The organism is Collinsella sp. CLA-ER-H3, from assembly GCF_040092425.1.
Classification (GTDB): domain Bacteria; phylum Actinomycetota; class Coriobacteriia; order Coriobacteriales; family Coriobacteriaceae; genus Collinsella.
Map to the genome: position 1 here is coordinate 72,046 of NZ_JBBNLP010000010.1, position 19,224 is coordinate 91,269.

Below are 19,224 nucleotides of genomic sequence, written 5' to 3' on the forward strand. Positions count from 1 at the left end.
AAGTAGCTGCTCGAAGCGCGGTACCTACGAAGCGCGATAGTGACATCCAATTTGGCGCCCATGGGTAAGTAGCTGCTCGAAGCGCGGTACCTACGAAGCCGAGTATGATGAACAAGCAGGATACACAGGGTAAGTAGCTGCTCGAAGCGCGGTACCTACGAAGCCGACGGGACGATTGGTGTGCAATAGTCGTTGGTAAGTAGCTGCTCGAAGCGCGGTACCTACGAAGCCCGTAGTAGATGCGCGTCATGGCGCGCTCGGGTAAGTAGCTGCTCGAAGCGCGGTACCTACGAAGCGACATGTTCGCAAGTAAGCTGACGGGCGAGGGTAAGTAGCTGCTCGAAGCGCGGTACCTACGAAGCTATGCGTACTGCGAGCACACCGCCGACAAGGGTAAGTAGCTGCTCGAAGCGCGGTACCTACGAAGCAGGTCGAGCGCGGCGATCTGCTCGTCGAGCGGTAAGTAGCTGCTCGAAGCGCGGTACCTACGAAGCGGGTCGCCTCTGCTGTGGGTTCTAGTACGTGGTAAGTAGCTGCTCGAAGCGCGGTACCTACGAAGCCGGAGAATTGACATCGGCCGGTAAGCGACGCAAAAGAGCAGCTACTGAAGCTGAATAGTTAATTAATAGATTAGAAAGGGTTCCGACGATTTTTGGAAACCATCCAGTTTCCGCCCGGAAAAGGGATGATAGCGTGAGTTCTGTAAAAACCTGACAGCTGGCGGATCATCGGAAAACCGTGCTATCAAGCAATAAGCCTTATTTGAGATTTCAAGGTGCACGCACCAGTTTAACGGTTTAGACGTTACGGGAGAAGAGGACCCGATCTCTATCTATATGCCACACTGGGATCTCGAGATTGGCAGTGTCTACCTCCCGGTATTCGAGAAACAACATTTCCAGGCCCTCATGGCGCGCCTTTCGAGTTAATTCCAAGACCTCGGTCGGATTTAGCTTGTCGATGAGGGCGATTACAGCAATTGACGGATTCAGCCTCGTATCGCAAACGTAATCCATGAAGGAGAAGAATTTTCTTTGCAGGGTAGTGGCCGGCTCGCGGCGGGGTGACAGCGAAAGCCATTTGGCGAACGATTTGATATCCCGTTCCGTGTTCCCTATCAAATCCGTTCGAAGGGAATACCCCAATTCCGCGATCAACATCTCGATACACGCCCTGATCTCATGCGCTTTGGTTGCCAAAGGCTCACAGGCCTCGATCTCAGACGCCATCCTTGACGTATAGGCGCCGGTTAACCTCCGGTCATCGAATGGGAGCTCGATCAGGCTGTCGATAAGGACGATATCCTTCGGTTTGAGCTTTCGTTCCCCTCGGTATAGGGCGATTCCGGGTTCCCCTTCTCCCAAAAGCGATTCGGCGCATCGAGATAGCTCGTCGAACTCATCGAAGGATATGACTCCAAGTCCGTCCGGAAAATCGATTGTCTCCCCTACCGTTTCGAGCTTGACGATCATAAGACGATAAAGTCCTCTCCGGTAACAAAATGCCCCTCGTCAGACGGGCTTCCACATAGCGTGAGCATTGAGCAAAAGGAGGCCTCGGATACCCTGAGCACCTGCACCAGCCCCGCTTCTGGAAGGCTGGCCTTGAGCCTAGAGATGGCAGCCTCGGCATTCTTGGTATCGACCGCCAGGCGGGTGTAGACGGAATTCTGCAGCCTCGTATAGCCATCCCCGACAAGAAACTGCCTGAACCTCGAGTACTCATGACGGTCCTGGGCATCGGCCACGGGTAGGTCATACATTACGACTATCCTCATGAACCTTATCCTCCCCCGTTCCCCATCAAGGCGTTCCTGGCGCCGAGATCTCATCTGCATCGCCAGCCCCCTCCATCACACGAAGGCATCCGTCGACCCATAGGTCGATGGCGTCCGACACCCGGTAGCTCCCATGGCCATAGGGAATCCTGTCCGCGAGTGTGGACGCAAGCAGCCTTTTCACAGAAGGCGAGAGATCGCGGGGGCGCTCCAGCTCGACTTTCCGATCGACCAGGGGCCTGAACGGCTCCACGAGGTCGCAGGCAAGGTTGTAGGGGTTCGTCTTGGAGTGGTGGTGGATTCCCACCTGGTTGAGGTAGCCCTTCGCCGCGATCCTGCACGCTGTATGCGAGAGCAGGATGGAATAACCGTAGTCGAGGGCGCTATTGGTTGCATCCGCGTGCGGTACCCGAACGAAACCGTCGCCGAAAAGCGCTTTGAAATAGCGGCGCGCACCCGCGGCCTCGCGCCCGGTCGAGTCGCCGGCGCGGACCTCTCCCGCATAGGATGCAAGCAGCTCTGCCTCCAGGTCGTGGCCTGATCCTTCGAGGACAGAGGCCTGGTTTTCCAGCTTGCACTCGATGATCCTCTTCCACAGCATCTTGCGCGGCCAGGCGCCCCAGGACATCTGTGAGAGGACTTTGCCGTTCGTATCGATCGTCGCTGCCGTTAGCGGCATCAGGATTGATGCCGGCATATGCCGGCTATCGGTGAAAATGACGCTGCAGCCCCTTGCCGCGAGCTCATCGAGCAGGTAGGTCGATATGAACGCGGCCTTCCCGTCGACAACGATGCAGTCGAGCTCGTCGGCGCGCAAAAGGACGGGCCGAGGGTCGCCGTCACGGTGAACGGCGACCCATCCCGCCTCATAGCGCAGTTTCCGGGCGTTCTCCAATAAGAGTGTCTTACCCAAGGGTGGATACCCTCTCGTGGAGGCCCGCCGCCGAAATGTCAACGATAGCGAAACCGGCCTTGGGGTCGTTGATGATCTTATCGAAGGTCATCGAGAGCGTACCCGCGAACGCGCTGCCGCCGAGGGGCCTCACGTCGGCGGTGCCCCTGATTCCCGAGAGGAGCTCCACGACCTGGACCTCGGACTCCGCTACCGCGCGGACGGTCTTAGCGAGATCGTCCGCTTCCGTATCGGCGAACACCTCCTCCGGCGTCTTCAGGGCACCCAGCTTGAGCACCTTGGAGACGCGGGGGAAGTTTGCCGGAGCGAGCGCGAGAAGGCGTGCCCACAGCCGGCAGAGAACCTTGGCATCGGATTCAAGATCGCGCCTGGGGCTCGGCTGCTCGCCGTCGACCATGCGCTCGACGATCCTGAGCAGTCGGGTGTCGGCTGCGTCGAGGGCGAGCTGGCGCACGGGGCCGGCGGTCTTCAACCCCTTGACCCTGAAGCGCTCCCCATATGCCTCGTACACTGTTTCCTTAAGGATCCTGTCGCGCACGACGCGGACGAATCTCTCACCGGATTCACGGCACAGCGAGCGCGCATAGAGCTCGGTGAGCGAATCGGTCGCCTTGGATGCGATGGAGGTGGGCACGGGGGCGAACCTGAACAGGTTTCCCTTCTTGCCCTCGGTCTCGTAGATCATGAAATAGGCGAACGTCTGGGCTGAGTAGCCGCCGAACAGGGCAGCATCACGGTCGCCCTTCACGGGGATGAGCTTCGTCTTGGAGTCGCGCGGGGAGTATACGGTCTGCTTCCAGAAGGCGCCGCCTTCCTCGTAGGGGGCAAACGTCACGCGGAGGTTCTTCCAGGAGCAGGCGCGGACGAGCCTCTCTCGCTCGAAGTCGGAATCCCACAGCACCTCTGCCGTGTCGTAGTCGACGAGGTTGCGGAAGAACCCGCCGGAGAAGAAATCGAGCTCTGAGTCCGCCCCGCCCCGGCGCTCCTGCGCCTCGATATCGCGCATAATGCGCTCGTAGAAGGCCCTGTTGTTCGACCACATGGGGGCCCTCGTCTCGATGAACCTGCCGGTCGTGAGGGCGATGAGGGCATCGTGGGCGTGGTAGTAGCGATTTGCTTTTCGGCTTCTCGGGATTCCCGCGCGCCTCCTGACCGAGCTGGCGACCCCGGCCTTCACCGGCACGACCTTGACGCCCGTGTAGGTTGCCTCGAGGACCGCGGCGATGAGCTTGCACTCCTGGCTCGTCTCGGTCAGCTGGCGCCCGACGATCGACTTCAGCATTCTCTCGGAGATCTGCGTCCTCATGAGCGTATTGAGTTTGCGCTCGGTCATGAGGCCCGCGCGGCGAAGGTGCATCCAGAAAGGCGCCATCTTCCTCTGCACGTGTTGGGGCACGAGGATCGAGTCCTTCTTATCAAGGCTCTCGGCGTACAGGACCAATGCCTTGTTGTCGAGCGATTCGTCCCTGCGCACCGACCTGGGCAGGATACGGTCGACGCAGTAGTCGACCGACGCGATGCGCGCGATATCGATGGGCTTGCCGGAGTAGAGGCTCTTTCCCGCCTGTCGGAAATAGAGGTACAGGCGCTCGTTGATCTCCTTCTCGTCGAACATCCCCAGCTCGCGCAGGAGCCTGGCGGCATCTAGGTCGCGGCGCGCGTCCTCGTCGAGCGCCTTCAGCGCGGCCTCGATCTCCTGGGCGCGGCTCCGCGACCGCTTGCCCTTCAGCTGTTTCGAGGCGGTCCTCGTGACCTCGACGTAGACCTTTGCCGGGGCGCATCCAGCCACCGAAGCCATATCCTCGATAACCTTCATGGCCTGCGAGACGCCGCGACGAAGCGCGGGGGACCCGGGCAGGGCGTCGATGCCGAGCTCACCGGCCTTTTCCAGCGCGGTGGCGTTGACCTCGTCAATCCTCGTGCGGAAGCCGAGCTCGGTGTCGCTCAGGGCCTGCATCAGGTTCATGGACGTGCCGCGGAACCTGCCGTAGGGCGCGCCCTGCTCGAGAACGTCCATGATGCACATGTCGCCGCGCGCGGTGTCTACCCACACACCGGTGAGCAGGCGCTCGGAGAGCTGGCCCCAGCCCTTGAGGCGCTTCGCGCAAAAGGCCTCGATAGCGCCCTCGTCAAGGATGTCCCCGTATTCCTTGGCGACCTTGCGCTTCAGGATGGAGCGCTCCTCGAACACGGTGTTCCACAGGATGATGTCCTCTGCCATGGACTTCTGGGCGGCCGTCAAGGACTTCACGCCGAGAAGGCCTGCGATCCAGGCCGAGACGGACAGGCGCGACGTCATCCTTTTGGCATCGGATACGCCCTTGACGTGCGGGTGCGCCATCGTGAAGTCGCGCGAGAGGATGTTCGCGATTCGGCTGAGGGTCATGACCGAGCCGTCCGATGCGGCCTCGACCACGGCCGCCCTCATCGCCGCATCGAGCGGCAGCCAGTCCTGGCCGTCCTCGGTGTAGCGGATGCCCGCCAGCTCGTTCAGGAACCGGAAGCGCTCGTAGATGAGGGAGTTCGCCGGCAGCACGTCCTCATCGACCAGGTAGGTGCACTTGCCCGTCATGCGCCGGATGAATGCCTCTGCGGCCGCATCGGTGTCGATATGCTCCTCGTAGTTCCAGGGTGCGACGAAGGCGCGCTCATGGCCGGGAAGACGGCGCGACCACGCGAACCTCGCCTTGCCGTGGGCGTCCAAGGGCGCGGCTGAGGAGTCCAAGGGTCCTACGTAGTAGGGGATTCTCGAGGTCAGCACTTTCAGGATATGGGGGGCCGCGTCCTTGAGCCAGGGATAGAAGTTGCCCTGCGCGTCGATGATGCGGCCCACGACCTCCGCATGGAGCTGGTACGGGATGGCACTGTTGTCCGTGGTGTGGATACGGCGAAGGAACCTGTGCTCTCCGAGAGCGGCGATCATATCGATGTAGGCCGGGTCCTTTGCGGCATCCGTTCCCTTGAAGAGCCTCTCAACCCTCTTCTTGAACTCCTCATAGGGAATCACGTTGAGGTCGTAGGCCGTATAGCCCATATTCCTCTTGGCGCCGTCTAGCTTCTTCACGAGCACCTTGTCGTACCCCCTGCGGCCGGACCTTTTCGGGCCGCCGAAGAAGTCCCTGTAGAGGGCAAGCCCGTCCTCGTCGGGACCGTCTTCGGAATCAGCATGGGCGATGTATTTCAGTGCGAGGTCCTTCAGGGTGCGCAGCTGGCGCCCGTACACCTCGTACTGGGCCACCTGGTTGTGCGAGAGGGTCTTTCCGGGTGCAAACGAGAGAAGGCCCTGTAGGCGCCACGCGGAGTAGAGGCCCCGTGCGGCCTCGATGGTCGGGGCGAGTCTGTCGGGGCAGTTGGCGAGGAACTCATCGAGCGCATCGGCGTCGGATACGGATATCTTTCCGATCTGCTCGCCCTCGAGTGCGAAGGCGTCCATATTCGCCTTGTAGCCGGCGACGAGGTCGCCCAGCGCCTTTGCCTGCGCGCGGGCGATCTTGGCGTCGATATCGTCGCCTGTAACCGATACGGCGCCGGACACGGCCCTCTGGAGCTCTCGGGCAGTCCAGGAGCCGCCCATACCGTTAAGCGCGCCGCCGTCGAGCTCGATAGCCTCGCCACAGGCCTCTCCCAGGGTGTCGAGCTCGCGCACGAGGACCTCGACCTGGGCGGAGGGGTCTGAGTTGGCGGACGTCACGTCGTTGCCCTCCATGAGGAAGTGTCCGCGGCGCACGACGTGGTTGGCGATGGCCCAGAAGACGAGCCTGGGGTCTCGGGGGCCGTCTGATTCCATGAGGTCGACGTCGAGGTGCGCGAGCGTGGGATAGCCGTCGAGAAGCCCCTGCCAGGCGGCAGCGGCGGGATCTGCCGCGATATCGTCGCGCATGAGTTTGTAGGACATCCTGCGCCTGACGAAGAAATCCGGGTCTGTGGGAGCGATCACCGGCGCGAACACGCGCTCCATCTCACGCTCCCTGCCGCGGGCGCGCTGGAGCCTGCGCCTGGCGGTGCGGGGCATACGGGCCTCGGAGGCGTGGAGCGCCTCCTTGAAGCAGCGTGTGCCCATCACGGGCTGGCCCTTATGGTAGAGGACCTCTCCGTACTCGTCTGTGGCCACGAACCCGACGCTCGTGCCGTCGAGGTCGATTCCGGCAAACCAGGGACCGTTGATATTTTTAAGTTTCCTAGCCATGAGTTCTCCTGTGTGATATAAATGGATTGTGAGTTGCTGCTCGAAACGCAGTACCTAAGTCGAAATACGGCTTAAAAGCCACAAACTGCCTTTTCAGGCCGCCCCGTATGGGGCTTTTTCTTTATCCCGACATTCCATAGGCATCTAGAGCAGGTGTTCCATGACGGTACCGGTCGAGTCGGTGCGGAAGCGGATGCTGCCCACCGTGTTCTCGTGGATCATGCTGCCGGTCGCCACATCGACGTAGACGGCATCGCTGAGCCCGCGGGACACTTCCATCTCGGTGGCGCCGGTCTCTGAGTCGATACGGAGCTTTCCCACTTGGTTGCGCACGTGCATCTGGCCCCTGGAGTCCAGGCAGCGCTCGACCGTGCCGCTGCCGGCCTCGGTCAGGTTCACGCTATTCATTTGGAAACTGTTCACAGTTACCCTCCCCCTCTACAAGAAGGCTTGAGGCCGGGCCTTTCCCGGCATTGGAGGGTTTTAATCAATTATAGACTCGTGCGGGGACGCTTCCGGTGGTGATTTAGGGTGACGCCAGGAGAGCAGATTTCACAATTCGATTTTGAAAATAGATTCGTTCGCCCGGAAGATATGCCAAGGCAAGCATCCTCCCTTTCAAATAGAAAGCCCCGCCCCAGGCTGAATCTGGGACGGGGCCAAAGGGGAAGGCGTATTCGCGTTTACGCCGGCACCTTGTAGTTGTTGGTGCCGATAGCGCCCACAACGTTGGTGGCCATCTTGATGACGTCCTGGAGCTTGCCGGAGTAGGCAGCGAGAACGGTCACGAGGGCGAGGGCGAGCAGGCCGATGAGGATGATCATCTCGGTGGAGATGACGGCACCGAGCTTCTCGTCAGCTGCACGGCGGACATTGTAGGTCTTGGCCGCGAGATACGTGGCCATGGCGTTCATGGTTGCAGAATCCATGATGCGCTCCTTTCGGTTTGGGGGTTCGAGTCTTTGGCCCCCGTCGACACGATAGGGCGAACCTCCCGCCCCTGAGATAGATTCTGCTCCCGTAAATGCGTCCGTGAGGGGGCATTTGGTGCCAAGGGGTGACAAATGGTGACACGGAAAACCGCAGGTAGGCGACATGTACGCAGCCGTACAACATATGTTCGCCTAGAGTCAATGACAGCTGAGGCACCGGCTGCGTCGAGATGCCCCAATCGTCGTTGTGCTAGAGTCGAGACGCAGGTGAAAAGTTCGCCAGCGTGCGAAAGGAGCGGTTCATGGCAGATGTTCGCGTGACCGGAACGGTAGATGAAATCGAGCTCATCGCTCGCTCTTTCGGAGTTGCACCCAGGATCCAGCGTCGGCGTGACGGCATGATGGCAGGCCATTTCGAGGTACACGCTCCGAAGGTCATATGCCTTGACCTCGGGACCACGGGGCCCAACCCCGTCGATGATGAAATCGCGGCCATCGCGATCGTGGACTGGGCGGGAAATTTGGCGCATGAGGGGAAATACAGGCCAAGTCGCAAGGAGCTGTGGCAGGCGGCATCTGAGGTCAATGGGGTCGCACCCGACAAACAGATAGACCTTCCCTCCTTTTTCGACGACCAGGCAAAGATCAGGGAGATCGTCTGTGGCGCCGACGAGGTTATCGTCTACAATGCCCCGCGCGTTATGAGGTTCCTGGAGTACAACGACGCTGCGCCCGTTTCTCGAACCAGGGTCACGAATACGATGCACGAATATTGCCGATGGCTTAGTGAAAAGAATCATGACCGAAACTGTCTTGCGAACATCGAGTTGACCGATGCCGCAGAAAAAATGGGCTACGCATGGGAGAACAACCCGCACGGACCTGTGGCAAATGCCCTCGCCTGCCTCGCTGTCCAAAAATGGATTGAGGGGCAGAAAGATGAAGAACACTAAGATTTCTGAATACAGGGCTTGAACAGCAGGCCCATCGTGTTCGTCGCTTCTTAGATTCAGTGAATGATTGCTTCTATCAATTCCACGGGATGATTTCACCGGGCGGCAAGACACTTAGGAAACCCGGTTTGGATAGGTGATTGGCATGAACGTTAACGATTTTATGGCGAAGCACGATATCACCGATGCCGACCTCGAGCGCATGGCCACTCCCTTTGAGAACGGCGGCTTCGAGCTGGAGCCCGACCGAAAGGTATTCAGCGGCTCGCATTTCGATGCAGTCTGCACTCGCCGCGTTACGGTGATTCACGCTGAGAAGGATACTTAGAGGGCTGAACTGATAAAAAAAATAGAGGGCTGATACAGTAATGTGCCCCGCCCTCTATTTTTGTTAACAAATACGCTACTCCTCGTATTTGTTGCCCTTCCCGCAATTACAGTCCTCGCAAAGCGTCTGCAGATTGTCCATTACGGACTTTCCCCCGCGTGAGACGGGCTTGATATGGTCGACGTGGAGCTTCACGCCGTCCTCGCGACCACGTCCGCACTTGACACACCTGAAGCCATCCCTGCGCAGCACGTCATAACGCATCGCGCGCGTGACCTTCGCATGTTCCTCGTCGTTGGCCATACGACGGTCCTGATACTCAAGGCGGCGTTTCTCCCGTTCTTTCTTCTTCTTGGACTTGCGATGCTCTTTTATAAGCATCGTCAAGATTGTCTCTGCCGCCCAAAGCACGATGGCGATCTGAATAAGAGGCATGAGAGACTGGAATACCTGGGTGTAGACATCGGATGTTTCCATAGCGTTCCCCTCCATTGAAATAGATGCTTCAAGCATAAAGTCCCGCAAATGCCGGCGCTCTCCCACTTGGTGCCATGAGGTGACACCCACTTGGAACACTTGTTCATAACCACCCGCCCGACTGCCTCCGAAACGATGATTGGAGCATCAGAAATACAGACGGAGGGAGAGATATGGCCGAGGAGCTTGACCCGAGCATGCTTCCGAATTGGCTGAGGGACATGGATGACGGCCCGTCGGTGAGGCCCGGTGCAGATGATTGCGCCCGCTACGGACTCACGTGGTGCGGCAGCTTCACAGTACATGGTCTCGGGTTCCAGGCGATGAACGGGACGACGACGGATTTCGCGATGGCTTGGCCCATCGGTAACGGGGCCTGGCAGGTATTGCAGGACGCCTACGACATCTATGACCCCATCGCCGGCCAGGACGGCTATATCGAGACCGAGGATCTAAACGACATCATGCGCGAGAACGGGTTCCGATCCCTCAACTCATTTACCGCCTCAGAGGGCGAGGGGTGGCGCGAGAGCCTTACGCGTGCCGTCGCGGCCAGGTGGTGCAGGGAGCGCTACTCGGTCCCCCTGACCTTTATAGATGGCCCCTCGGCTCTGTCCAGGCTCGCCTCCTGTGCCGCCGCGTTCGACCCGTATTCGGACAGGGCGCTCGTTGCCGCTGCAATCGAGCGGGAGATGGTGCGCCAGGAAAATACCTTCAACCTGGCCGCATACGCTAGCGCCCGCGAGCTCAAGAGCACGCAGCTTCGCTCCCTTGCGTTCGTTCCAAAGAAATCGGCTGTCCATGGGATGGGAGTGGCGGCGGGGTGCCTGCGTCGCCAACAAGACCCGAGGGCAAACGGCCGCGGACCCAAGTTCGGGCATTAACGATAGAAGGGGCAGATTGAAATGTATGAGAGGGTATGGAGCGGAGAAGTTGAGGGCTGCGAGGTTTCTCTCGGGTTCAACGAGGAGGACGGCCTGTTCAGCTATACCGCGAAAAGGGACGGCATGGTGCTGAGAGACCGTCATTGTGCCGATCCGGTAGATGCCGGCCTTATGGACGGCCCCGGGGTCAAATGGGATGGCAAGACGCCCCTTGTCCCCAGCGCCCCGGAGATCAAATTCGAGGGCCGTTTCTCGCCTTTTCACACGCTCGAGGAAATCGTGAGCGGCACCTGGCTCTCCCCCGCTGACTGGCCGGTTTACCGAAAGGCGATGACAGTCGATGAGCTGGCGGGCCGTATGACACGGATCGCGAGGAGCTACGCGGGCGATCGCGCGCCGGACGAGGCATACATGAACTTCGGCCTCATCGATTGCTCGAAGCGCCTGAACGCGATATTCGAAGGCCCCGACAACTGGCCGAACCTGGCATTTGAGTCCCTGTTCACTGCCACCGGATACAAGGAGTTCGCGTTCGGCAAGAGCTTCGCCTACAGCGACCCGTACCTGCTTGCAGACTCGCACGGGATGCCCAGGCAGGTTGTCGATCAGATCCGCATGGCGGCGGCAAACAGAGGGCAGGAACCGCTCCCATATCGAGATGCCGTGGTCAGCCTATGCAGGCAATCGCGCTTGGAAAACGGGGGTAACGCCGACTCGTTTACCGTCCTTCCCTTTGTGAGCGTGGGAGAGTTCGTAGACGAAATCCGCCGGTCGGACAGGATTCACGTCGACCTGTATGCCGACTTCAACGGCGACAAGGTGCCGATGACCCACTTGGGCAAGACGGCCATCACCCTCAACGACATGGATGCCGAGAAAATCAGGCTGAGCATGGACAGGGCACGAGAAAAGCATGGCTACTACTGGTCGAGAAGGGGGAATGCCACTTCCTCCAAGCTGGATTTCTCATCTCGTACGTTCGAACTGACCGAGCTTGTCGCCGCCATCAAATCATGCGCTGACTGGAGCCTTTTCTTTAACCAGCGGATTGAATATCCATCTCTCGGTTATGATCTCGACGCGAACGGCAGTTCCAATCGCGTCCTTCTGGCATGCGGCATGAGCGAATGGCATTCGGACGACGCCCAGGAGTGGATTGCCGTTTCGCGCTCGAAATCAGATCGCCTTTACCATATCGAGCGTATCGACGCATGGGATTCCTACGAAGGGCCCGAATTCGAGGTCACGGAGTCGTACGCCACGAAAACCTACCCGAGAGACCTCATCGACCAGATCGCGGCAGACCATAACGAGTTCAGGGAGACGGATGGCGTACCGCCCTTCATCAACGCCCGCTACGCCGCCCAACTTGAGCACCTGCGCGATGTCTACCCCCTGAAGCAGAAGGCCCCGGAGATTACACCGGGTACAGCGGCACTGAAGGACGGACTCGCTAAGCTCGAGAAGAAGGCTGAAACCAATATGACGCCCGGCCATAACACGCGGCCGGGCTACTTCACCTATTGATCGGAAAACCGGGGGAGCCGAACGCGCCGCTTCCCCGGTTCTGCTCCCGAGCGGGCGACAGCCTGCAAAATCACAGTTGGAGCGGAGCCTTTTGGATCCCTCCCCGCCCGCCATCGCCGGTCCTCCTATTTCGAGCTGACGACGCCGTCGGCTTGAGCCAAAGACCACTTGATGTACAGGACGGTATCGCGCTTAGCCGTAATGGAGCCGGTCGACGCACTCTGCTGGCTCGCTGAAGTCAGCCAGCATATCGGGACATACCGGCGCCAGGTGCCGTCGGATGTCTTACGGTAGACTTCTTCTGGTTTTGCCGGGGCGACGCGCTCGCCCCAGTAGACGGCCTTATGGGCGCACCCATCGTCACCGATGGCCGGCAGCGTGATCCCCCCGAGGGAATGGGACTCATGACCCTTGCCGTAATCGGGGAGTTCTAGGGCACCCGCCGCCTCAGGGGCGCTGTCGCTCGCGGCGGTGCGATACACGGCCCCCTCCTCGGGATGAAGCGAACCCTCCGCATATTCGATCCTGACCGTGCAGCGATTGCGGCCGTAAAGGTGGAGCTCCTCGCCCGCCGTGAGCTCCGATCCCCCATAGGGGCTCGTCAGCTCTGCATCGTAAAACCAGCCTGTAAAGCCCGTGCTCTTCTCCTCGCCGAAATGGTCATTCAGGTTGCATCGGCTTTTCAGCGCGGCCGCGGTGGCCTCCGCGCTGGCCGTGTGGTGACCGACCCTCGCCGTTTCCGTGAAGACGATCGAATCGTCATCCACTCCGTCGGCGTGATAGACGACCTTTACCCCTGCGATATGGACGGGCCCGGCGCCTACGAATCCATGGAACCGGTGAACGAGCGGTGAGTCATGGTTGGTCCCCTTGCGCAGCTCCGTCGGAAATGCCTGCATGACGACACAGGAAAGATAGCGGTCCTGCATATCGGCGAATTCGTCTTCCGTGATGTTTAGAATCCTTCCGTCCCGCGAGAAATCCCGCAATACCACGGCTCCTTCCGGCTTTGGGATCAAATCGACTTGGACGCACCTCAGGTCGTTCGATGCGGTGAGGTCGCCCACTCCATTGACCGTTGGCGCATCGAGCCCCGTTCCCGAAACGTAACCCGCCGTCCAGCCGACGTTCGAGTTGAACGCCCTTACCTCGAGGTCGAAGTGCAGCGAGACGTCGCCGGTGAGCCAGACCTTGATGGCGCTCCAGCGCAGAGATCTCCCTCCCTCGCCTACTGGCTCCCCGTCGGCCGCGGCATCGCTCCACCCGCCGTCCTTGGCGAGCATGCTATAGCGGATCGAGCCTTGCCATGGCGAGCCCTCGAGGCGAAGCGAGAGCGCCTCTATGCACATCAGCTCGGACATATTCATGCCGACATGGCGGTATGCGGCGCATTCGGGCATGTCGCCGAAGTTCGACAGGTGGCATGTTCCGATAATGGAGGCGCCCGAGCAGCCGTCGGGCACCTCGTCGGATTCCGATTGGTACCAGCGATAGGAGAAGTGGGTCGGGGCATTGCCCCCGTTGCCCTTTTTGACATCCGACCAGTTCCTGCACGGGCTACATGTGAGAAGCGGGTCCGAGCAGGCCATGGGCTCCGCGCGGGTCAGCTCAGGCTTGCCGTCGTTCAGAGTAAGCGCGCCCTTGAACGGCACCTCCTTCACGACCCATGCCGAAGCGCGGTCGCCCGCTACCCCATCCTTGTAGCCGCTATGGAAGAGGTTTAGCTTCGAAGGCTTCGCGGCGGTCGCGTTCGGCCTGTTCACGCACAGGCCCGAGGCGTCGCTTATGATGGCCATCGCGCCGTCGCCGTACAGGGCCGTACCCTCGGAAAACCTCTTCGCTGCCCACCATGCGCTGGCCCTCGATTGGACGCCCGCGCTGTTTATTTGGAAAGGCTGGGTGCAGTTGGTATGGCTGAATTCCTTTCCGTCCCACGGGCCGCCCCATGAGGCATTCACGGCTCGGGACCCATCGGCCACATGCGCGGGGCGCATCGTCGTGAGAAAGCCCGGGACGGGTCCCCAATCGGATTGATAGGTATCATCGCGGACCTTGGTGAACTCGGTGAGGAACAGCTGGTTGAAATTACCGCCATATGCCTGCTGATAGATATCCGTCGCATCGGAAATCGAGGCGTCTCGCACATCCCAGTTGAGCGTGTCGTCGTCTGCGGCGTGGATGCGGCACACGATGCCCTGGATATCCTCCGTCGTGAGGTAGGTATGCTCCACGGTGGAGGATATCCACCCCGTCTGGGAGTGCAGGGCGTCGACGTTCTCGTCATGGGAGACGCCCTCGACGTAGATATTGAAGATGTTCAGGTCGGCGCACCACCTATGGGTCACGTCTCTCGATGTACGCCTGTACCACTTTCCCGTGTCGTGATACTGGTAGTGCTTCCATCCGGTGTCGTGGCGGCCGGTACCGACCCCAAGTTCCTCGTTGGTAAGGTTGCCGTCGAAGGTGACGATATTGTTCTCCTGCTCGTCCTCCTTGATTGCGCCGAGGTTGTCATGGTCTGCCGCGAACCACAGGCGGTGACCCCTGGGGTTGTAGTTGTCGTCCCCGCAGGCGGTCAACGGGTAGAAGGAGAGGTGGAACCACAGCTCGTTCTCGTAGTCGCATTCAACCTGGAGGTTCAGGGCGTAACGAAGGATCTGGACGTAGGCGTAGCGGAAGGCGTACCACTCGGTCCATCCGTTTGCCCAGCCCATGCATTGGTTTATGGGGTTCGACCTGCCCCTACAGCAGTTAATCTTGCCGTTGAGCATCCCATAGGCGTCCCAGGCCCCCTGGCCGATTGCCGCATTTTGCCCCCAATAGTCCCACCCGAGCGCCGTGTCGGCGCCGAGTAGGCCGAGTCCTGCCGCGACCGCCAGAGCCGCGAACAGTCCTCGTCTCGTAATGGGAGTATCCCCTAAGGATGAGCCTTCGCTCTTCCCATCATCGTGCTTGTCGAACCTCATCTACGCACACCTCCCGTCAGGGACATGCGCGGGCTCGGGAAGGAGGCCGCGCCTCCGTCCCGAGTCGTCGTTAGTTCTTTGCCGTGGCGACGCCGTCCGATTCCGCATACACCCACAGGGCGTAGACGGTCGTGTCGCGTTCCATCTTGATTGTCGTGAGAGGCGTCCCCCCCCCCCGCCCTGTCGGGCATGTAGCCCTTGAAGACGAGGCGACGCCACGTTCCGTCCTCGCGCTTGGCGAAGACGTCCTCGTAGCCGGCGAGCGTCACGGACTCGCCGCGGTAAAAGGCGGTATGCCCCACGCCGCCATCGCCGATCGCCGGCAGGTCGATCTTATCGAGCCTATGCCTCTCGATGCGTCCGGTGAAGTCGGTCAATCCGAGCGCATCTTCGACGACTCCAGCCTTATCGCTCGGTTCTTTCCTGAAAACGGCACCGCCGTCGGGCTCGACCGATCCTTCCGCATATTCGATGCGCAATGTGCAGCGGTTGCGCCCGTACAGCCTCAATGCGCCGTTCTCGGGAATCTCAAGGGAGACGGCTGGATTGACTAGGGCAGTGTCCTTGAACCATCCAGTGAAACCTGAGGCGGCATCCTCCCCGAAATGGGCATCGAGATTGCATGGCTTCTTCCCAGCCGCCTCAAGTGCGGCATCTACAGGCGCGTAGGCGTCACCTGAATGGACATTGGAATCACGATATACAAGGTGAGCGTCGTCGATGCCGTCCGCATAGTACTCGACGCAGGCAGTCTCGATGCGACAGGGTTTGGAGATGACGGTGCCGCGGTAACGGTCGGTCCAAATGCGATCAGTGTTTTTCGAAGGCAAGCGCAGCCCCAACATGGCGGCGACATATAGGTAGCCGGATCCGAAATCATCGGTGATCGTAAGGCTTTCGTCGGTACTGAATTCCCGCACGACACGAGCGCCAGTCGGCTTGCGAATAAGGTGAACGTTCATACCCGAGATCTTCGTATTGGAGCTACCATCGGGTTCAAGCCCACATGCCGGGGCCGTCTCAAGTGTCAGCGGTTTGTCTTTTGAGTTGTAGACATAGACGGGATCGCTCCAGGCGCACGAGCCGTTGAGGAGCTTAGTCCTAACGACAAGGTCATACCTATCGGCAATATCTCCGGTAAGCCATACCTTTACCCGGCCCATCGCCTCGGTGTCATGGGCTCCATTTGCGCAGACCTTACTTCCGTCTGCCCCCTCATCCCATGCGCCGCCATACCACCGCTGCGCGGCATAATGAATCGATCCGCTGTAATTCGAATCCTGAAGCCTCATTTCAAGGCTGAAAATTGGCTGACCGCCATGCGGCCATCCGATATGGCGATGCGAGTACGCCTCAGTCTGCTGTTTGCCATTTGCCCATGAACCGACTCGGCATGACGCCATGATTACCGCATTGTCTTCGGTAGTTTCTTCTGCCCTGTCGCTAGTATATAGGCGGAAGATTGGATAGACGGGAAGAACGTTTTCATTCTTGGCGCCAAGCACCCAGCTGGCAGGACGAATGTACCTCGTCTCGTCCTTGAATTTATTGTGCCATCCGAGGATCTTTAGAGAATCGCCGGGCTTTGCCTCATCTGAGGACAAACCGACCTCACCATGGCAGGCGACCTCCTCAATCATCCATTGTGCATTTACCTGTTTCGCCCAGGCGCCGGGACAGGCAGGACTGGAAACGGCCACGCAATCGGTACTATCCTTTGTAGCGCCCCATGTGTCGAGTCGCTGGCCATCCGCGTCCGAGGTGATGAACCAGCACCTGTGATCTGTTTCGTTCGTAACGGTCGGCTCATGATGAACCCACCACGAATTTGTGAGGTTGGTTGACTCGGAGTTGCGCCATATTTCCGCATGTCCCCTATCCATAGTCGGAGACGTATGCCCCCTGTTGTCGAGGCCGTGGTCGAGATTCGGTCCGACCATGTTCGCTATACAGAAGGTAAAGCACCCGAGGCCGTCAGATTTATTCGGCCAGAACATCCAATTCTGGTTGACGCCGTCATAATCATTCCAAAGGCATGTTCCGCGCCCGTTTTCGTATCGGGCCACGGGAATACCGTTCTCATAGCCGCCCTGTATGAGATCGAGCCTCAGATCCGGCGCCGTAACTGGGATGACCTTGAAAATGCCACCCATAAGCGTAAGGTCATTTTCGATATTGATTTTTTCGACGTTGATGGACATGTCGTTATTGGGGGCATATCGGCGAAACTTGATGTCATTTGGGTTTTTATTTGCCGGAACTCCGTTCACCCAGACATTCCAGATGTCCATTCGGGCCAGGACCTTCTCATCATGGGGCGCAGCCTGCCGACGAACGAATGTATCGCACCCGGGCCCCTCATAGAACCCGTTGACGAGCCAACCGGTGCTCCAACCGCTATTGATCAAGTTTCCCTGAAACGTTCCGACCGGATTGCCATTGAGGAATACGTAGCTTCGGTTGTCATCGCCATCCTCGGAGCCATACCAGAGGGGATGGCCATTCGGGCTAAGCGAGGCGCAGTAATAGAACGGGCGAAACACGATATGGTCATATAGCTCGTTAGACCAGTCACACTCCACCACGCAAGCGAACTCTGCAATTAATTTCTGGCTGCCGTTTGCGGTGACGTTCCATGCGCCATTGTTGGTGGACTTGCCGAAAAAGTAATCGTTGACCCCGCGTTGAAGATGGGGATGCGTGATCGCGCCCGAGATGTAGCCGTTCACCCATTTGTTGCCGATCCACTGCCCGCGCCCGAAATTCTGCGCGGCAAGGGCATATGCCTGGTTGCTCGATAGGATGCCCAGCCCGGCTGCAACCGCGAGGGCAGCGAAGAGCCCGCGGCGCGAGATGGGCGTGGAGATGCCAGTTTCAGACCCGTCGCCATGGGACCGGCCTTCATTTTCAGTCGCCTTTTTCGCCTCGGCGCGGACAATCTCCTTTTTATTTCGGGAGTTCATCTCAGCAGTCCCTCGACTTGATGGCAGACAGGCCGCAGCACAGGGCCACCGCCACGTAGACGGCCGCCTGGTACAAATCCAGCCTCATGGATGCAAGCACGCATGCCGCTAGCCCGAACAAGGATGTAAGTGCGTAAAAGCGCCAGTCGTCGACCTTTCGCGCTAAAAGGGCGAAGGTGAATATGGCGACGGGGATCCAGATGGTCTCAACAGACCCCCGCGTCAGGTAGAACAGGGCGGCCCGCTTGCCCATCACGGGCATGATGTTGACGATGATGGAATAGGCCGAGTATGCGCAGGCGGGCAGGAGGGTCGCGGAAGACACCGCCGCCGAGAGGGAGAGCTCATCCTCGTCGGGCCCCATAAGTGAAAGGTTGTCCAACACTCGATATCCTCCAAAGGAACTACGGTAGCCATCAGTTGGTCGGGGCCTTGTGGCGACCAGCCCGCCACTGGCCCATGGTCGCCCATGGGCATTCGGCCCCATCAAAAGCGTAAGACGACAATCCGCTCAGCGCAGGGCGGTTTGGTGCCATTGGGTGACAGACTGGCCATGAAGGAAAGCTATCCTGGGGTAGAATGTCCCTAGAAATCGGCACGTCTATCGGAGTATGCGGATATATGTTTAACAAATTATTCAATTTGCTTGCTGGGACCAAAAAGGAAAAGAGCCCCGCCGATAGCTCGCGTACAGATATGCCCCTGACCCGGGAATTGCAGCGGCAATTTGTCCGCAGCTATATCGAGCAGACCGCCTCCGAGCGCGAAGGCGGCATCCCGAATGGCGTGTACGAGACGTCTATCGTCTCTTTCGTGTTCAACCATGAAAGGATCGAGGGCAGCTCTCTCACGGAATGGCAGACAAGGACGGTTTTCGAAACCAGGGATACCGTTCTCGCGGACTCGACTACCCCCGGAAACGTCCGTGAGACGGCAAACCATACGAAAATGTTCGATTTCCTTTTCGATTCGTTGGATAGGGAGCTCACTCCCGAACTCATAAAGGAGATTCACCTGCAACTCATGGACGGAGTGATGGACGTACCCGGCCAGTGGAAGATCCTGGGCAACGGGGTCGGAAGCGTCATTACGGCGCGCCCAGAGGAGGTCCCCTCGTTAATCGACCGCCTGGTCTCGGAATATAACAAATACGAGCCGTCCCTGGAGAATATCGTCAGGTTCCATGTTCGATTCGAGACGATCCACCCCTTCCCGGACGGCAACGGAAGGGTTGGAAGGGCTATTGCCTTTCGTGAATGCCTGCGCGCCGGGCTCGTTCCCTTTATCGTGACGGATGCCTCGAAGGAAACCTATTACA

15 protein-coding genes and 1 CRISPR repeat array (1 of these 16 only partly in view) are annotated in these 19,224 nt (G+C 59.3%); of the genes, 5 read left to right on the top strand and 10 right to left on the bottom strand.

The window, feature by feature from the left end; all coding sequences use genetic code 11:
• A CRISPR array of direct repeats spans window positions 1–560; the repeat unit is 36 nt; unit sequence GGTAAGTAGCTGCTCGAAGCGCGGTACCTACGAAGC; it begins 1,127 nt to the left of the window's first position.
• 237 nt (window positions 561–797) lie between these two features.
• From csn2 to AAAX32_RS08895, 6 genes are all read right to left on the bottom strand, one after another.
• Window positions 798–1,472, bottom strand: a complete 675-nt coding sequence (csn2, locus tag AAAX32_RS08870) for a type II-A CRISPR-associated protein Csn2 (protein WP_349100592.1) — start codon at window positions 1,470–1,472, stop codon at window positions 798–800.
• Entirely contained in the window at window positions 1,469–1,837 is a 369-nt protein-coding gene (gene cas2 / locus AAAX32_RS08875; protein WP_349100593.1) for a CRISPR-associated endonuclease Cas2, read from the bottom strand. The genes csn2 and cas2 overlap by 4 nt, the downstream gene beginning before the upstream one ends.
• Window positions 1,803–2,690: a type II CRISPR-associated endonuclease Cas1 gene (cas1, locus tag AAAX32_RS08880; RefSeq protein ID WP_349100594.1), complete on the bottom strand. Its 888-nt coding sequence runs from the start codon at window positions 2,688–2,690 to the stop codon at window positions 1,803–1,805. The genes cas2 and cas1 overlap by 35 nt, the downstream gene beginning before the upstream one ends.
• Window positions 2,683–6,876: a type II CRISPR RNA-guided endonuclease Cas9 gene (gene cas9 / locus AAAX32_RS08885; RefSeq protein WP_349100595.1), complete on the bottom strand. Its 4,194-nt coding sequence runs from the start codon at window positions 6,874–6,876 to the stop codon at window positions 2,683–2,685. The genes cas1 and cas9 overlap by 8 nt, the downstream gene beginning before the upstream one ends.
• A gap of 144 nt (window positions 6,877–7,020) precedes the next feature.
• The gene (locus tag AAAX32_RS08890; protein WP_156600752.1) at window positions 7,021–7,299 is read right to left on the bottom strand and encodes a hypothetical protein; all 279 of its coding nucleotides are present in this window, start codon (window positions 7,297–7,299) and stop codon (window positions 7,021–7,023) included.
• Window positions 7,300–7,559: 260 nt separating this feature from the next.
• Complete coding sequence (locus AAAX32_RS08895; protein ID WP_349100596.1) at window positions 7,560–7,805, bottom strand: hypothetical protein; 246 nt, start codon at window positions 7,803–7,805, stop codon at window positions 7,560–7,562.
• Between the two features lie 305 nt (window positions 7,806–8,110).
• Here AAAX32_RS08895 and AAAX32_RS08900 point away from each other — a divergent pair, with 305 nt between their 5' ends.
• Together AAAX32_RS08900 and AAAX32_RS08905 are read left to right on the top strand one after the other, a co-directional pair.
• Window positions 8,111–8,761 (top strand): hypothetical protein, encoded by a 651-nt coding sequence (locus tag AAAX32_RS08900; protein WP_349100597.1) that lies wholly within the window; start codon window positions 8,111–8,113, stop codon window positions 8,759–8,761.
• A gap of 145 nt (window positions 8,762–8,906) precedes the next feature.
• Complete coding sequence (locus AAAX32_RS08905) at window positions 8,907–9,089, top strand: hypothetical protein (RefSeq protein ID WP_349100598.1); 183 nt, start codon at window positions 8,907–8,909, stop codon at window positions 9,087–9,089.
• Between the two features lie 75 nt (window positions 9,090–9,164).
• Here the strand turns inward: AAAX32_RS08905 and AAAX32_RS08910 are convergent, their stop codons facing one another.
• Window positions 9,165–9,566: an HNH endonuclease gene (locus tag AAAX32_RS08910; protein ID WP_349100599.1), complete on the bottom strand. Its 402-nt coding sequence runs from the start codon at window positions 9,564–9,566 to the stop codon at window positions 9,165–9,167.
• A gap of 173 nt (window positions 9,567–9,739) precedes the next feature.
• On the opposite strand from AAAX32_RS08910, the gene AAAX32_RS08915 reads away from it, so the two are divergent.
• Window positions 9,740–10,450, top strand: coding sequence for a hypothetical protein (locus tag AAAX32_RS08915; protein ID WP_349100600.1), 711 nt, complete (start codon window positions 9,740–9,742; stop codon window positions 10,448–10,450).
• Window positions 10,451–10,471: 21 nt separating this feature from the next.
• Window positions 10,472–11,977, top strand: a complete 1,506-nt coding sequence (locus tag AAAX32_RS08920; protein ID WP_349100601.1) for a hypothetical protein — start codon at window positions 10,472–10,474, stop codon at window positions 11,975–11,977.
• Window positions 11,978–12,102: 125 nt separating this feature from the next.
• Here AAAX32_RS08920 and AAAX32_RS08925 read toward each other — a convergent pair whose 3' ends face one another.
• The 3 genes from AAAX32_RS08925 to AAAX32_RS08935 are packed head-to-tail and all read right to left on the bottom strand — an operon-like array spanning window position 12,103 to window position 18,288.
• Window positions 12,103–14,943, bottom strand: coding sequence for a hypothetical protein (locus AAAX32_RS08925; RefSeq protein WP_349100602.1), 2,841 nt, complete (start codon window positions 14,941–14,943; stop codon window positions 12,103–12,105).
• The gene (locus tag AAAX32_RS08930; RefSeq protein WP_349100604.1) at window positions 14,940–17,906 is read right to left on the bottom strand and encodes a hypothetical protein; all 2,967 of its coding nucleotides are present in this window, start codon (window positions 17,904–17,906) and stop codon (window positions 14,940–14,942) included. Before AAAX32_RS08930 ends, AAAX32_RS08925 begins: the two co-directional genes overlap by 4 nt.
• Before the next feature lies 1 nt (window position 17,907).
• Window positions 17,908–18,288, bottom strand: coding sequence for a hypothetical protein (locus tag AAAX32_RS08935; RefSeq protein WP_349100605.1), 381 nt, complete (start codon window positions 18,286–18,288; stop codon window positions 17,908–17,910).
• Window positions 18,289–18,527: 239 nt separating this feature from the next.
• Here AAAX32_RS08935 and AAAX32_RS08940 point away from each other — a divergent pair.
• Window positions 18,528–19,224, top strand: a 697-nt coding sequence (locus AAAX32_RS08940; protein WP_349100606.1) for a Fic family protein, incomplete at its 3' end; no start/stop codon positions are given.

Excerpts from the sequence above, each read along its gene's own strand:
- csn2 (WP_349100592.1), bottom strand. The coding sequence starts at position 1,472 with ATGATCGTCAAGCTCGAAACGGTAGGGGAGACAATCGATTTTCCGGAC.
- cas2 (WP_349100593.1), bottom strand. The coding sequence starts at position 1,837 with ATGCAGATGAGATCTCGGCGCCAGGAACGCCTTGATGGGGAACGGGGG.
- cas9 (WP_349100595.1), bottom strand. The coding sequence starts at position 6,876 with ATGGCTAGGAAACTTAAAAATATCAACGGTCCCTGGTTTGCCGGAATC.
- AAAX32_RS08895 (WP_349100596.1), bottom strand. The coding sequence starts at position 7,805 with ATGGATTCTGCAACCATGAACGCCATGGCCACGTATCTCGCGGCCAAG.
- AAAX32_RS08900 (WP_349100597.1), top strand. The coding sequence starts at position 8,111 with ATGGCAGATGTTCGCGTGACCGGAACGGTAGATGAAATCGAGCTCATC.
- AAAX32_RS08905 (WP_349100598.1), top strand. The coding sequence starts at position 8,907 with ATGAACGTTAACGATTTTATGGCGAAGCACGATATCACCGATGCCGAC.
- AAAX32_RS08910 (WP_349100599.1), bottom strand. The coding sequence starts at position 9,566 with ATGGAAACATCCGATGTCTACACCCAGGTATTCCAGTCTCTCATGCCT.
- AAAX32_RS08915 (WP_349100600.1), top strand. The coding sequence starts at position 9,740 with ATGGCCGAGGAGCTTGACCCGAGCATGCTTCCGAATTGGCTGAGGGAC.
- AAAX32_RS08920 (WP_349100601.1), top strand. The coding sequence starts at position 10,472 with ATGTATGAGAGGGTATGGAGCGGAGAAGTTGAGGGCTGCGAGGTTTCT.
- AAAX32_RS08925 (WP_349100602.1), bottom strand. The coding sequence starts at position 14,943 with ATGAGGTTCGACAAGCACGATGATGGGAAGAGCGAAGGCTCATCCTTA.
- AAAX32_RS08930 (WP_349100604.1), bottom strand. The coding sequence starts at position 17,906 with ATGAACTCCCGAAATAAAAAGGAGATTGTCCGCGCCGAGGCGAAAAAG.